General features: G+C 72.0%; 10 protein-coding genes. 9 read left to right on the top strand and 1 reads right to left on the bottom strand.

Annotated features, from left to right (window positions below; all coding sequences use genetic code 11):
• Positions 1 to 8 precede the first annotated feature (8 nt).
• The 9 genes from sufD (at position 9) to AC3EVP_RS13415 (ending at position 8,730) form a co-directional block, all read left to right on the top strand.
• Positions 9 to 1,190: a Fe-S cluster assembly protein SufD gene (gene sufD, locus AC3EVP_RS13455; RefSeq protein WP_335973453.1), complete on the top strand. Its 1,182-nt coding sequence runs from the start codon at positions 9 to 11 to the stop codon at positions 1,188 to 1,190.
• Between the two features lie 8 nt (positions 1,191 to 1,198).
• A complete protein-coding gene (locus tag AC3EVP_RS13450; RefSeq protein ID WP_335974141.1) occupies positions 1,199 to 1,516 on the top strand; it encodes a non-heme iron oxygenase ferredoxin subunit in 318 nt (105 codons plus the stop codon).
• Between the two features lie 7 nt (positions 1,517 to 1,523).
• Positions 1,524 to 2,288 carry a Fe-S cluster assembly ATPase SufC gene (gene sufC / locus AC3EVP_RS13445; protein ID WP_335973450.1) on the top strand — a complete coding sequence of 255 codons (765 nt, stop codon included), beginning with the start codon at positions 1,524 to 1,526 and terminating at the stop codon, positions 2,286 to 2,288.
• A gap of 23 nt (positions 2,289 to 2,311) precedes the next feature.
• Positions 2,312 to 3,562 carry a cysteine desulfurase gene (locus tag AC3EVP_RS13440; RefSeq protein ID WP_435129808.1) on the top strand — a complete coding sequence of 417 codons (1,251 nt, stop codon included), beginning with the start codon at positions 2,312 to 2,314 and terminating at the stop codon, positions 3,560 to 3,562.
• 13 nt (positions 3,563 to 3,575) lie between these two features.
• Positions 3,576 to 4,031 carry a Fe-S cluster assembly sulfur transfer protein SufU gene (gene sufU / locus AC3EVP_RS13435; protein ID WP_335973447.1) on the top strand — a complete coding sequence of 152 codons (456 nt, stop codon included), beginning with the start codon at positions 3,576 to 3,578 and terminating at the stop codon, positions 4,029 to 4,031.
• Positions 4,028 to 4,387 (top strand): metal-sulfur cluster assembly factor, encoded by a 360-nt coding sequence (locus AC3EVP_RS13430; protein WP_335973444.1) that lies wholly within the window; start codon positions 4,028 to 4,030, stop codon positions 4,385 to 4,387. The genes sufU and AC3EVP_RS13430 overlap by 4 nt, the downstream gene beginning before the upstream one ends.
• A 288-nt stretch (positions 4,388 to 4,675) precedes the next feature.
• Positions 4,676 to 5,407 (top strand): DUF4232 domain-containing protein, encoded by a 732-nt coding sequence (locus AC3EVP_RS13425; protein ID WP_435129676.1) that lies wholly within the window; start codon positions 4,676 to 4,678, stop codon positions 5,405 to 5,407.
• A gap of 188 nt (positions 5,408 to 5,595) precedes the next feature.
• Positions 5,596 to 7,269, top strand: a complete 1,674-nt coding sequence (locus AC3EVP_RS13420; protein WP_435129673.1) for an MGH1-like glycoside hydrolase domain-containing protein — start codon at positions 5,596 to 5,598, stop codon at positions 7,267 to 7,269.
• 138 nt (positions 7,270 to 7,407) lie between these two features.
• Positions 7,408 to 8,730, top strand: coding sequence for a ricin-type beta-trefoil lectin domain protein (locus tag AC3EVP_RS13415; protein ID WP_335973430.1), 1,323 nt, complete (start codon positions 7,408 to 7,410; stop codon positions 8,728 to 8,730).
• 121 nt (positions 8,731 to 8,851) lie between these two features.
• On the opposite strand, the gene AC3EVP_RS13410 is transcribed toward AC3EVP_RS13415, so the two are convergent.
• Complete coding sequence (locus tag AC3EVP_RS13410; protein WP_435129669.1) at positions 8,852 to 13,030, bottom strand: carboxypeptidase regulatory-like domain-containing protein; 4,179 nt, start codon at positions 13,028 to 13,030, stop codon at positions 8,852 to 8,854.
• Between the last annotated feature and the right edge of the window lie 366 nt (positions 13,031 to 13,396).

Below are 13,396 nucleotides of genomic sequence, written 5' to 3'. Positions count from 1 at the left end.
GTACAGCTATGGCCGAGAACACCCCTGCGGGCAGCACCACGGACGGTGCCATCACGGTGGGGCAGCCGACCGAGCAGCCCGCCGACGCCCGGGTCAGCGCCGCCCCGTCGTACGACGTGGCCGACTTCCCCGTGCCGACCGGGCGCGAGGAGGAATGGCGCTTCACGCCGCTGGCCCGGCTGCGCGGCCTGCACGACGGCACCGCGGAGGCGACCGGCTCGCTGCGCGTCGAGGTGACCGCGCCCGAGGGCGTCACCGTGGAGACCGTGGACCGCACCGACCCGCGGATCGGCAAGGCCGGCAAGCCCGTCGACCGGGTCGCTGCCCAGGCGTTCAGCGCCTTCGAGAAGGCGTCGGTGGTCAGCGTCCCCAAGGACACCGTGCTCACCGAGCCGGTCCGGATCGCCGTGCACGGCGAGGGCGGCGTCTCCTACGGCCACCAGGTCGTGGAGGTCGGCGCGTTCGCCGAGGCGGTGGTGGTGCTGGACCACACCGGCGACGCCACGCTCGCGGCGAACGTCGAGTTCCTGGTCGGCGACGGCGCCAAGCTCACCGTGGTGTCCGTGCAGGACTGGGCCGACACCGCGGTGCACGCCGCCCAGCACACCGCGCTGATCGGCCGCGACGCCGCCTTCAAGTCCGTCGTCGTCACCTTCGGCGGGGACCTGGTCCGGCTGCACCCGCGGGTGGTCTACGGCGCCACCGGCGGTGAGGCAGACCTGTTCGGGCTGTACTTCACCGACCGCGGCCAGCACCAGGAGCACCGCCTGTTCATCGACCACGACACGCCGCACTGCCGGTCGAACGTGGCGTACAAGGGCGCGCTCCAGGGCCAGGACGCGCACGCGGTGTGGATCGGCGACGTGCTGATCCGGGCCGCGGCCGAGGGCACCGACACCTACGAGCTCAACCGCAACCTCGTCCTCACCGACGGCGCCCGGGTCGACTCCGTGCCGAACCTGGAGATCGAGACCGGCGAGATCGTCGGCGCCGGACACGCCTCCGCGACCGGCCGGTTCGACGACGAGCAGCTCTTCTACCTGATGAGCCGCGGCATCCACACCGAGGACGCCCGCCGCCTGGTGGTGCGCGGCTTCTTCGGCGAGCTGGTCCAGCAGATCGGGCTGCCCGACCTGGAGGAGCGGCTGATGGCGAAGATCGACGCGGAACTGGAGGCGGCGGTCGGATGACCAACACCGTGCCCTTCACCCGCGCCTGCGCGCTCAGCGAGCTGACCGACGACACCCCGCACCGCGTCGAGATCGACGGCGTGCCCGTCTCGGTGGTCCGCACCGAGGGCGAGGTGTTCGCGATCAACGACATCTGCTCGCACGCCAACGTCTCGCTCTCCGAGGGCGAGGTCGAGGACTGCCAGATCGAGTGCTGGCTGCACGGCTCCAGCTTCGACCTGCGTACCGGCAAGCCCTCCGGGCTGCCCGCCACCCGGCCCGTTCCCGTATACCCCGTCAAGATCGTTGGGGACGACGTGCTCGTCTCCGTCACCCAGGAGTCCTGAGTCACCCATGGCCACGCTTGAAATCCGCGACCTGCACGTCACCGTCGAAGCCGACAACGCCACCAAGGAGATCCTCAAGGGCGTCGACCTCACGGTGAAACAGGGCGAGACCCACGCCATCATGGGCCCCAACGGCTCCGGCAAGTCCACCCTGGCCTACTCCCTGGCCGGGCACCCCAAGTACACCGTCACCGGCGGCAGCGTCACCCTCGACGGCGAGGACGTGCTGGCGATGACCGTCGACGAGCGGGCCCGGGCCGGCGTCTTCCTCGCCATGCAGTACCCGGTCGAGATCCCCGGGGTCTCGGTCTCCAACTTCCTGCGCACCTCCGCCACCGCCATCCGCGGCGAGGCCCCCAAGCTCCGCACCTGGGTCAAGGAGGTGAAGGAGACCATGGAGCACCTGCACATGGACCCCTCCTTCGCCGAGCGCAACGTCAACGAGGGCTTCTCCGGCGGTGAGAAGAAGCGCCACGAGATCCTCCAGCTCGAACTGCTCAAGCCCAAGGTCGCGATCCTCGACGAGACCGACTCCGGCCTCGACGTGGACGCCCTGCGGATCGTCTCCGAAGGCGTCAACCGGGTCCGCGAGCAGGGCGAGGTCGGCACCCTGCTGATCACGCACTACACGCGCATCCTGCGCTACATCAAGCCCGACTTCGTGCACGTCTTCTCGGCCGGCCGGATCGTGGAGTCCGGTGGCGCCGAGCTCGCCGACAAGCTGGAGGAAGAGGGCTACGAGTCCTACGTGAAGGGTGGCGCTGCCGCGTGACTTCCCCCTCGTCGATCGGCAGGGTGCCGGCCGGCCTCCTCGACACCGAGGCGATCCGCAAGGACTTCCCGATCCTGGACCGCCAGGTCCACGACGGCCGCCGCCTGGTCTACCTCGACAACGCGGCCACCTCGCAGAAGCCCCGCCAGGTGCTGGACGCCCTCAGCGCCTACTACGAGCAGTCCAACGCCAACGTGCACCGCGGCGTCCACGTGCTCGCCGAGGAGGCCACCGCGCTGTACGAGGGTGCCCGCGACAAGATCGCCGCCTTCGTCAACGCACCCAGCCGCGACGAGGTGATCTTCACCAAGAACGCCTCGGAGTCGCTGAACCTCGTGGCGAACATGCTCGGCTGGGCCGACGAGCCCTACCGCGTGGACAGCGACACCGAGATCGTCATCACGGAGATGGAGCACCACTCCAACATCGTGCCGTGGCAGCTGCTGTCGCAGCGCACCGGCGCGAAGCTGAAGTGGTTCGGCCTCACCGACGACGGCCGGCTGGACCTGTCGGACATCGAGCAGGTCATCACCGAGAAGACGAAGATCGTCTCCTTCGTGCTGGTCTCCAACATCCTCGGCACCGTGAACCCGGTCGAGGCGATCGTCCGCCGCGCCCAGCAGGTCGGCGCGCTGGTCCTGATCGACGCCTCGCAGGCCGCCCCGCACATGCCGCTGGACGTCCAGGCGCTCGGCGCGGACTTCGTCGCCTTCACCGGCCACAAGATGCTCGGCCCGACCGGCATCGGCGTGCTGTGGGGCCGCCAGGAGCTGCTGGAGGACCTGCCGCCCTTCCTCGGCGGCGGCGAGATGATCGAGACCGTCTCGATGCACTCCTCCACCTACGCGCCCGCGCCGCACAAGTTCGAGGCCGGCACTCCGCCGATCGCGCAGGCGGTGGGCCTGGGCGCGGCGGTGGACTACCTCAACGCCCTCGGCATGGAGAACGTCGCCGCCCACGAGCACGCGATCACCGAGTACGCGCTCGCCCGGCTGCGGGAGGTGCCGGACCTGCGGATCATCGGCCCGACCACGGGCGAGGACCGCGGCGCCTCGATCTCCTTCACGCTCGGCGACATCCACCCGCACGACGTCGGCCAGGTTCTGGACGAGCAGGGCATCGCGGTCCGGGTCGGCCACCACTGCGCCCGCCCGGTGTGCCTGCGGTACGGAATTCCTGCGACCACCCGGGCGTCGTTCTATCTGTACTCCACCCCGGCCGAGGTCGACGCCCTGGTCGAGGGCTTGGAGCAGGTCCGGAACTTCTTCGGCTGATGGCGGTGCTGCTGTGAAACTCGACTCGATGTACCAGGACGTGATCCTGGACCACTACAAGCACCCGCACGGCCGCGGCCTGCGCGACGGCCAGGCGGAGGTGCACCACGTCAACCCCACCTGCGGGGACGAGGTCACCTTGCGGGTGCGGCTGGACGGCTCCGTGATCGGGGACATCTCGTACGAGGGGCAGGGCTGCTCGATCAGCCAGGCCAGTGCCTCGGTGCTCAACGAACTGCTGGTCGGCAAGGAGATCACCGAGGCGCAGAAGATCCAGGAGACCTTCCTGGAGCTGATGCAGTCCCGCGGCCGGATCGAGCCGGACGACGCGATGGAGGAGGTGCTGGAGGACGCGGTCGCGTTCGCCGGCGTCTCCAAGTACCCGGCGCGCGTGAAGTGCGCCCTGCTGAGCTGGATGGCATGGAAGGACGCCACCGCCCAAGCGCTGGCTGAAGGGAAGCCCGCATGACCGACAACGCTGTGTCCCCCGCGGTGCCCAACGGCCTGAGCACCACCCCGGCCTCCGAGGAGGAGGTGCGCGAGGCGCTCTACGACGTCGTCGACCCCGAACTGGGGATCGACGTGGTCAACCTCGGCCTGATCTACGGCATCCACATCGACGACACCAACGTCGCCACGCTCGACATGACGCTCACCTCGGCGGCCTGCCCGCTGACCGACGTCATCGAGGAGCAGGCGACCACCGCGACCGAGGGCATCGTCCGCGAACTGAAGATCAACTGGGTCTGGATGCCGCCGTGGGGCCCGGACAAGATCACCGACGACGGCCGCGAGCAGCTGCGCGCGCTGGGCTTCAACGTCTGACGGACCCGCTGGGTCCCCGGCTGCCACGACGGGCGGCCACCGCGTACGGACGCGGTGGCCGCCCGTTGCCGATGGCGTTGCCGGTGCCGAGGCTGCCGGGTGCTGCCGGTGGTGCCCGGTCGGACGGTATGCGTGGCGTTCGTCGGAGGAATGTCGCGGCGGGTGACCCGTTGTGTCCCTGCGGGGTAACAGGACCCGGACGGCTGCTGACATGGCGAATCTGTGGGTACACGATCAGCACAGAGGCACACACGAGCCTCAGTGACCGCACAGGAAAGGGCAAGGGCCATGCGCACCAGGACCGTCAGGACCGGAACCCTCGTCGTCATGCTCGCCACCGCCGGCCTCGCGCTCGCGGCCTGCGGGCCCGACGACAGCAACGCGTCCGACTCCTCCTCGGCCTCGTCCTCCGCCACCGCCTCGGCGCCGTCCGGGACGGCCACCGTGCCCAACGACGACTCGGCGGACGGCACCGCGAACCCGGCCACCACCGGCGGCGGCACCGGCACGAGCGGCAGCGGCGGCACGAGCGGGTCGAGCGGGTCGAGCGGCGGCAGCGGTACGGGCGGCGCCACCGCGTCGGCCGGCACCACCGTGGCCGGCTGCGCCACCAGCCAGCTCAAGGCGACCACCGCGAACTTCTCCAACGGCGCCGGCAGCACCGGTTTCCAGATCGTCTTCCAGAACACCGGCTCCTCGCCCTGCACCCTGTCCGGCTACCCCGGGGTGTCCTTCGTGAAGTCCGGTGGCACCCAGCTCGGCAAGGCCGCCCAGCGCACCGCCGACACCCCCGCCACCCGGGTCACCCTGATCCCGAACGCGCACGCCTACGCCGACGTCGTCACCGTCAACGGCCAGGCGGGCTACTCCGCCGCCCAGTGCGACCTGACCTCTGTGCCGGCCCTGCGGGTCTACCCGCCCAACCAGAAGGCGTCGCTGGACCTGCCCTGGAACAAGCAGGAGTGCGTCGGCTCCTCGGTCCAGAACCTGCGGGTCGGGCCGGTGCACAGCAACAAGTAGCCGGCGCGGCCGGGGCCCGGCCGCCGGGCCCTGGGTGCGCAGCGGTGCTGCCGGACCCCTTGGCGGGTGTCAACGCGGGCTGCTAGCTTCCACGGTGACACTTTGACAACGTTGCCAACACTGGTCACGTTCCGGCACGCCGACCGGGCGCCGCTGCCGCGCACCCGGAGGCGAGAGGAGTGGACGCCATGGAGTCGGGTACGTGGGCGCGGGAACCGGGACGCGGAGCGCCGCCCGAGGCGGCGCACCCCACCAGACGCGGCGTTCTGGGCACGGCCGGCACCGGGGTGGTGGCGGGCGCGCTCGCCGCGGCCGGCCTCGGCGGCCTCGGCACCGTGCAGGCACACGCCGACTCCCCGGCGCGCAGCGGCACTTCGGCCGGCAGCGGCGGCGGGCGGATCGGGTACACCCTGCCGGAGGTGGCCTTCGGCGACACCGCGACCCAGCAACTGCTGGGCACCGCCTACGAGTCGGCGCTGACCGACCTGTTCGGCATCAACACCGCCTACGCCGACCCGGCCACCTATGACGCCGCCGGGCTGGTGACCTATCCCAGCGGGTCGTTCGTGCGGGCCGGCGGCGGCTACCCCTCGCCGCAGCGGTGGACGCGCGACGCGGCGGTCAACGCCTGGAACGCGACGAGCCTGCTCGCGCCGGTGATCGGCCGCAACACGCTGTGGGCCGTGGTGGACCGCGGCGACGACGGCCTGGTGGTGCAGCAGGACAACCAGTGGTGGGACCAGGTGGTCTGGGTGCTCGGCGCCTGGCACCACTACCTGGTCACCGGCGACCGGGAGTTCCTCGCCGACGCCTACCGCACGGCCGCAGGCACGCTCGCGATCCGCCGGGCGAAGAACTTCGACACCGCCCTCGGCCTCTACCGGGGCCCGTCGTTCATGAACGACGGCATCGCCGGCTACCCGGCCCCGCCGTGGACCGCCGGCGTCGACTCCTCGTTCGTGCTGGACTACCCGCACACCGACGAGTTGATGTGCCTGTCCACCAACTGCCTCTACTACGGCGCCCACCGCGCGGCCGGCGACATGGCGCAGGCGCTCGGGCACCCCTCCGAGGCCGCCGCGCACCGGGCTGCCGCAGGGGCCGTACGGGCCGCGATCGACACGCACCTGTGGCGCGCGGACGCGGGCACGTACGGGTACTTCGTGCACGGCGGGGACGCGCTGTCGGGCCGGCTGGACACCTCCCAGGAGGGCGCGGGCCTGGCGTTCGCGGTGCTGCTGGGGGTGGCCGACGCCGCCAGGGCGGCGCAGGTGGTGGCCGGTGCGCACTGGCAGCCGCACGGCATCGTGAACGTGTGGCCGCACTTCGACCGCTTCAGCGATGCCAAACCCGGCCGCCACAACGTCACCGTCTGGCCGATGGTCCACTCGATGTTCGGGCACGCCGCCGCCGTCGCCGGGCAGGTGGACCTCTTCGCCCGGGCCGTGCGGGAACTGGCCGCCCTCGTGCAGGGCAGCGGCAACAGCTTCTACGAGCTGTACGACTCGAACTCCGGTGCCGTGGACGGCGGTTGGCAGACCGGCGGGGACGGCACCCAGAGCCACTTCACCTCGCAGCCGGACCAGGCGTGGTCGGCGACCGGCTACCTGCGGATGATCCTCGCCGGGCTGTTCGGGGTGGACTGCACCGAGCAGGGCCTGCGCCTTTCGCCGACGCTGCCGGCCGGCTGGGGACCGGCCACGCTGCGCGGGCTGCCGTACCGCGCGGCGACCGTGGACGTGGTGCTCAAGGGCGCCGGCGCCCGGGTGCGCGCCTGCACGGTGGACGGCCGCCGCGCCGCGCCGCTGCTGCCGGCCGGCGCCACCGGGCACCACACGGTGGAGATCACCCTCGGCGGCTGACGGCCGCCCACCCTTCTCCCGCGCACCGGGTGCCCGACGTGCCCCGGTGCGCGGCGAGTTCAGCCGCACACAGCACAGCGCGCAAGCGTGCAGGTCCTCGGAGCCGCGGCACCGCGGCTCCCCACGGTTGGAGGTGGCATGGGAACTTCTCAGGAGAACGGAAGGGCGGCGGCCGGGTACCGGCGGGTGTGGATGCCCGCCGGTATCGCCGCGGCCCTGGCGGCGACGGCGGTGTTCCTCGCGCCCGCCGCGTTCGCCGGCACGTCGGCGACGCCGTCGGCGGGCCGGGCGGTGGCCGCGGCGGCGGGCACCGCGGGACTGGACTACGTGTCGATGGGCAGCTCGTTCGCCGCGGGGCCGGGCATCCCGCCGACCCAGACCAGCACCGGCGCGTCGGCCTGCGCCCGGTCGCAGAACAACTACGCGAGCGTGGTGGCGCGGGACATCGGCGCGAACCTCACCGACGTCTCGTGCAGCGGGGCGACCACGGCGAACGTGCTCACCACCGACCAGGCCGGGCAGCCGCCGCAGGTCGACGCGGTCACCAGCGCCACCAAGCTCGTCACCGTCACCATCGGCGGCAACGACGTGGACTACCTGGGCAGCATCGACGCCTACTCCTGCCAGACCAGCGGCGGTTCGAACTGCGGCAGCGTCGACCAGGCGTCCATCGACTCGACCTTCGGGGTGCTGGCCGGGCGGCTGGAGAACGTGGTCACCGCCATCCACGCCACCGCGCCGCAGGCGAAGGTGCTCTTCGTCAACTACTTCACCATCCTGCCGGACTCCGGGGTGTGCACCGGGGTGCCGCTCACCTCCGACCAGGCCGCCTACGAGCGCAGCATCGCGACCCGGCTCGCCGCCGCGACGGCGACCGCCGCCTCGGCGACCGGCGCCACGCTGGTGGACCTGGCCGCCGCCAGCCACGGCCACGACGCGTGCGCCTCCGTGCCGTGGGTGGAGACGTACACACCCGCGGCCGGCCGTTCGCAGTACCACCCGAACGAGGCCGGGATGAACGGGGCGGCCGCGCTGGTGGAGTCCGCGCTCGCCGCCGCCGGCCAGACCGTCACCGGCCCGGTCGACGCCGGCATCGCGGGCAAGTGCCTGGACGTCGCCAACTCCGGTACGGCCAACGGCACGCATGTGCAGCTGTGGGGCTGCAACGGCACCGGCGCGCAGAAGTGGACGGCCGTGCCCGGCGCGGGCGGCACGCTGCGCGCGCTCGGCGGCTGCCTGGACGTGAGCGGCAGCGGCACCGCCGCCGGCACACTGGTGCAGCTGTGGCAGTGCAACGGCACCGGCGCGCAGCGCTGGCTGCCCGGCGCGAACGGCTCGCTGGTCAACCCGGAGTCCGGGCGCTGCCTGGACGACCCGAACGCCACGACGGCCGACGGCACCCAGTTGCAGATCTGGGACTGCAACGGCACGGCCGCGCAGAGCTGGACCCTGCCGAGCTGACGTCGATCTGACATTCCGTCAACTCATGTCGGTGCACCGCCGACGAAAGGGGCCGGGGGCGGGTACCGCGAGAACTCGCGGCACCCGCCCCCGGCCTTCTACCGAATCAGCGGCGGTCTGCTCAGTCCTTCAGCAGCGCGAAGTCCGCCGTCGTGGTGGCGCCCTTCTTGATCTTCACGGTGGTCACGGTCGGCTGGTAGCCGTCCTTGGCCACGATCAGCTGGAGCGGGTTGTTGCGCACGTCGAGCCAGAGCGCGTACGTCCCGTCCTTGGCGGTCTTCAGGGTGTAGTGCGTCGCCCAGGTGTCGATCTGGACGGTCGCCCCGGCCAGCGGGCCGCCGCCGGAGGCGGTGACGGTGCCGGCGATCTTCCCCCAGGTGGCCGGGGGCTTGACGGTGAAGGCGACACCGATCGGCGCGAGCCGGTAGGGGGTGTCGGTGGTGAGGCTCAACGAGGCGGTGTAGACGCCGGGTTGGGTGATCTCCGGTGCCGACGCGTCGAGCGTGACGGTGAGGTTCGCGCTCGCGCCCGGCGCCACCGTCAGGGTGTCGGTGCTCTCCGACAGCCAGGTGACGTCCGAGGAGCCGGTCTGGTCGTACCCGGGCAGCACCTCGGCGGTGCCGTCGGGGGTGCTGCCGACCAGGCCGCCGACGGCGTAGAAGCCGGCCGAGCCGCCGCCGCGGTAGAGCGAGGAGTTGGCGTTGGGCAGCGCGGTCCAGGAGTCCGCGCTCGGGTCGTACGCCCAGGTCTGGTTGGTCAGTGCCGCGCTGTCGTTGACGGCGCCGCCCTCGACCAGCAGCAGGCCGTTGGCCGCCGCGTAGGAGGAGCCCCACGCGTCGGTGGGCTGGTCGGCGATCGGCGACCAGGAGTCCGTCGCCGGGTCGTAGACGTAGGCGGAGCTGATGCTGCCGGCGTCGGTGGTGCCGCCGGAGCAGTACAGCTTGCCCGCGATGCCGCCGCAGGACTCCCAGGACACCGGAATCGGGTAGGACGCGGCCGTCGACCAGGAGTCGCTGGACGGGTCGTACACGGTCACGTCGCTCTCGCCGCAGGCGGTGGCGGTGCAGCCGCCGACCGAGTACAGCTTGCCGTCGAGCACCGCCGTGCCCGAACCGGCGTACGGCTTGGGCGAGTTGGCGCCGGTGGACCAGGTGTTGGAGGCGATGTCGTAGATCTCCAGCTTGGTGTCCGGGTCGCCGGTGGGGCCCCAGCCGCCGGCGGCGTAGAGCTTGCCGTCGATGATGCCGTGCGCGGGCGACTCGCGGGTGTCGGCGGCCGGGGCCAGCTTCGTCCACGCGCCGCTGTCCGCGCTGTAGGCGTACAGGTCGCTGGTGTCGGCGGCGCCGGTGAAGCCGAACGCCGAGTAGACGGTGCCCTGCCAGGCGTCGACGGTGTTGTCGCCGGTGGCCACCGGGAGGTCGGGGACCGGCTGCCAGGCGTCGCCGGCCGCACCCTGCGCCGCGGTCGCCTTGGCGGAGTCGGTCGTCTTGCCCGAACCGGCCTTGTCCGCACCGGGCTTGGCCGCGGAGCCGGAGTGCTTCGCGAGCGCCAGCGGCGAGTAGTCGCCCTTGATCAGGTTGAGCGGGGCGCCCGCGGCCTGCACGGTGGCGCCGCCCGGGGTCTCGCCCAGCGTGACGGTGGCCGGCGCGCTGCCGGTGTTCTTCACGGTGACCTTCTGCGTGGCGCTCGCGCCCCACGCCGCGGTCTTGGCGATCGAGGCCGGGGTGACGCTCAACTGCCCGGCCTTGAGGGTCAGATCGCGGTCCACCGTGCCGTTGGAGGGGACGTTGGCGGTGGCGGTGGCCGAGGTGTAGTGCGAGGCGGCCGCCGTCAGCGGGTGCTTGCCGGTCTTGTGCGAGAACAGCCAGTAGAAGCCGTCGCCGACGTTCGGGTCGTCCGGCGTGGCCACGGTGGTGGTGTGGTCGTCGGGGGCGTCGCCGCTGGTGACGGTGGCGCCGTTGACACCGCTGCCGGTGTTGGCGTCGGTGACGTTGCCGACCACGATGCCGCCGGCCACCGGGTCGTAGCTGCGCTGGCCGATGAAGACGTTGTCCAGCTCCCACCAGTAGGCCCAGCTGCCGGTGTAGTGGAAGCGCACCTGGACACCGCTCTTGCCGGCGTAGTCGGCCAGGGACACCTCGATGTGGCCGTTGGCGGCGGTGGTGGTCTTGTGCCACACGTTGGACCAGGTGCTGCCGCCGTCGGTGGTGACGTCCACGTCGGCCACGGAGTTGCTGTACGACTTGTAGTCGGTGTCGAAGGCCAGCAGCGGGCCGGTGGCCGTGCTGAAGTCCTGGGGCGGCGAGACCAGCGAGGTGTCCTGGCTGTTGGCCTGGCCGAGGTGGTCGCTGTCGACGATGGCGAAGTTGCCGTCACCGCCGGTGGCGTTGGTGCGGCCGCCCTCGTTGGCGAACGACCAGCCGCCCACGGTGCCGTCGGCCTTGGTGACGGTCCAGCCGTCCGGCGGGCCGTCGGTCGAGGTGAAGGGCTCGGTCGAGCCGCTCAGCGAGACGGAGTAGCCCGGCGCGTCGGTGGAGGAGGGGTCGACCGGCACCGACACGTTCGCGGTCAGGTCGGAGGTGCCCACCGTGACCGTCTTGTCCACGGCCTTGTAGCCGGGGTAGTCCGCGGTGATGTGCAGGGTGTAGCTGCTGTTCTGCGGCAGCGTCAGCGAGAAGTCGCCGGTGGTCGGGTCGGTGAAGACCGGGCCGCCGGGCACCCCGGCCGCGGTGATCTTCGCGTAGAGCGGCCAGCCGTGGCCGGAGCCGTCGGTGACCTTGCCGGAGACGGTCTGCTGCGGCACCGCGTCCAGCGCGAAGGACTGGGTGACGGTGCCCCCGTCGTCGAGCTGCACGCTGCTCGCCGAGCCGGTCGAGTAGCCGTAGGCGGCGGCCGTCAGGTCGTAGGAGCCCGGCGGGATGTCGAGCTTGTAGGTGCCGTCCGCGCCGGAAGTGGCGCTGTGGTCACCGGCCTTGACGGTGGCGCCGGAGATCGGGTCGCCGGTGGCGTGGTCGGTGACCTTGCCGGTGATCACGCCGTGCGGGCCGCTGCGGAAGGCATCCAGGCCGTTGGGCGTGCCGAGCCCGGTCGGGCCGTCGTAGCCGGCGCCGGCGGTGCACAGCGCGGCCGGGGAGCAGCTGCCGTTGTTGCCGCTGGTCACGTCGTTGAGCGCGCCGGTCTGGGCGTAGGGGTAGGCGTTGGGGTATGTGTCGGCCGCGGGGGTACCGGCCGACGCGTAGACGCCCGCGATGATCGGGGACGACGCGCTGGTGCCGCCGTACACCGACCAGCCGCCGCCGCCGTAGGTCTGGTAGACCGAGACGCCGGTCTCCGGGTCGGCGACCGCGGAGACGTCGGCGACCGTGCGGTTGGCGCACGCGGTGTCGGTCTGGAAGGCGGGCTTGGGCTCGTAGACCGAGCAGCCCGAGCCCGGGCCGCCGTAGGCGTTGTGCCACACCGACTCGGACCAGCCGCGGGTGGTGCCGGTGTCCTTGGCCAGCGCGGTGCCGCCGACGGAGGTGACGTACTGCGAGGCGGCGGGGTAGCTCACCCCGTAGTCGCCGTCGCCGGAGGAGGCCACGACCGCCACGCCCGGGTGGTTGTAGTACGGGTCCATCGACGTCAGCTCGGACGGGTCCTCACCGCTGCCCGGTGAGGAGTCGTAGCCGGTGCCGTAGGAGTTGGAGACGTACTTCGCGCCGAGGGCGACCGCCTCGTCCACCGCGGCGCCCAGGTCCTCGAAGTTCGCCGAGTCCGCCTCGACGAGCAGGATGTGGGCGTTCGGCGCGACAGCGGAGACCATGTCGATGTCGAGGGAGATCTCGCCGGCCCAGCCCGAGTCGGGGGAGGGCAGGTCGTCGGTGTTGCCGCGCTGGCTGACCTTGGTGAAGCAGCCGCTGTCCACGGTGCACGCCGGCAGCCCGAACTGGTCGCGGTAGACGGCCAAGTCGGCCGCGGCGTTCGGGTCGTCGTACGCGTCGACGATCGCGACGGTCTGGCCCGCGCCGCCGTCGGCGGGCAGGGCGTAGGCGCTTTGCAGGTCGCCCGGGCCGAAGCCGGCCGGGGTGGTGGCGAAGGGCTGGACGCCCTTCTTGGCGGAGACGTCGGTGCGCCGCAGCGCGAAGCAGGAGAACGCGCCGGGCTTCGCGGTGCCGCACGAGTGGACCACGTCGGTGTGGGACTTGGTGGCCGTCGGCGCGGCCGATGCCGTTGCCGCCAGGGGCACTTGGAGCCCCAGCGCGGCGAGCGCGGCAGTGGTGAGCGCGGCGAGGGCGCCGCGTCTGAGGGACGGTATGCGCAAGGTGGATCTCCTTGGGCGTGACCTGGTGCCGGGACCTGCCCGGCTGCGGCCCGATCGGACCGCTGGCGTATACCTGTGCCTCACCGACCCCTTATGAATCCTTTACGCGTTGACGGATACCTGACATCGTTGCCATGCGTCGGAGCGTCGCATTCACGCCATCCGGCGCACCGGGCCCACACGGCACCCTCACCCCAACCATGGTGGATCATCACGTTACTCACACCGACCGGCCTCTTGACGCGGGGAGTTCACGGAGGTCGGGCGGGCGGGGCGGCGCGGTGAGCTGGGTGGTTCCGCTTCGCGCCCGGCGGGGGCGGTGTGCCGGGCCGGGGGCGGGGCGCACGGGGGCGCGTGGCGGCGGCG

Source organism: Actinacidiphila sp. bgisy144 (assembly GCF_057708105.1).
Note: the sequence above shows the minus strand (reverse complement) of the source record. Positions and strands in the feature narration are given on the sequence as shown.

Bases quoted from the DNA above. Each gene is read 5' to 3' on its own strand.
- sufD (WP_335973453.1), top strand. From the start codon at position 9: ATGGCCGAGAACACCCCTGCGGGCAGCACCACGGACGGTGCCATCACG.
- AC3EVP_RS13430 (WP_335973444.1), top strand. From the start codon at position 4,028: ATGACCGACAACGCTGTGTCCCCCGCGGTGCCCAACGGCCTGAGCACC.
- sufC (WP_335973450.1), top strand. From the start codon at position 1,524: ATGGCCACGCTTGAAATCCGCGACCTGCACGTCACCGTCGAAGCCGAC.
- AC3EVP_RS13420 (WP_435129673.1), top strand. From the start codon at position 5,596: ATGGAGTCGGGTACGTGGGCGCGGGAACCGGGACGCGGAGCGCCGCCC.
- AC3EVP_RS13415 (WP_335973430.1), top strand. From the start codon at position 7,408: ATGGGAACTTCTCAGGAGAACGGAAGGGCGGCGGCCGGGTACCGGCGG.
- AC3EVP_RS13425 (WP_435129676.1), top strand. From the start codon at position 4,676: ATGCGCACCAGGACCGTCAGGACCGGAACCCTCGTCGTCATGCTCGCC.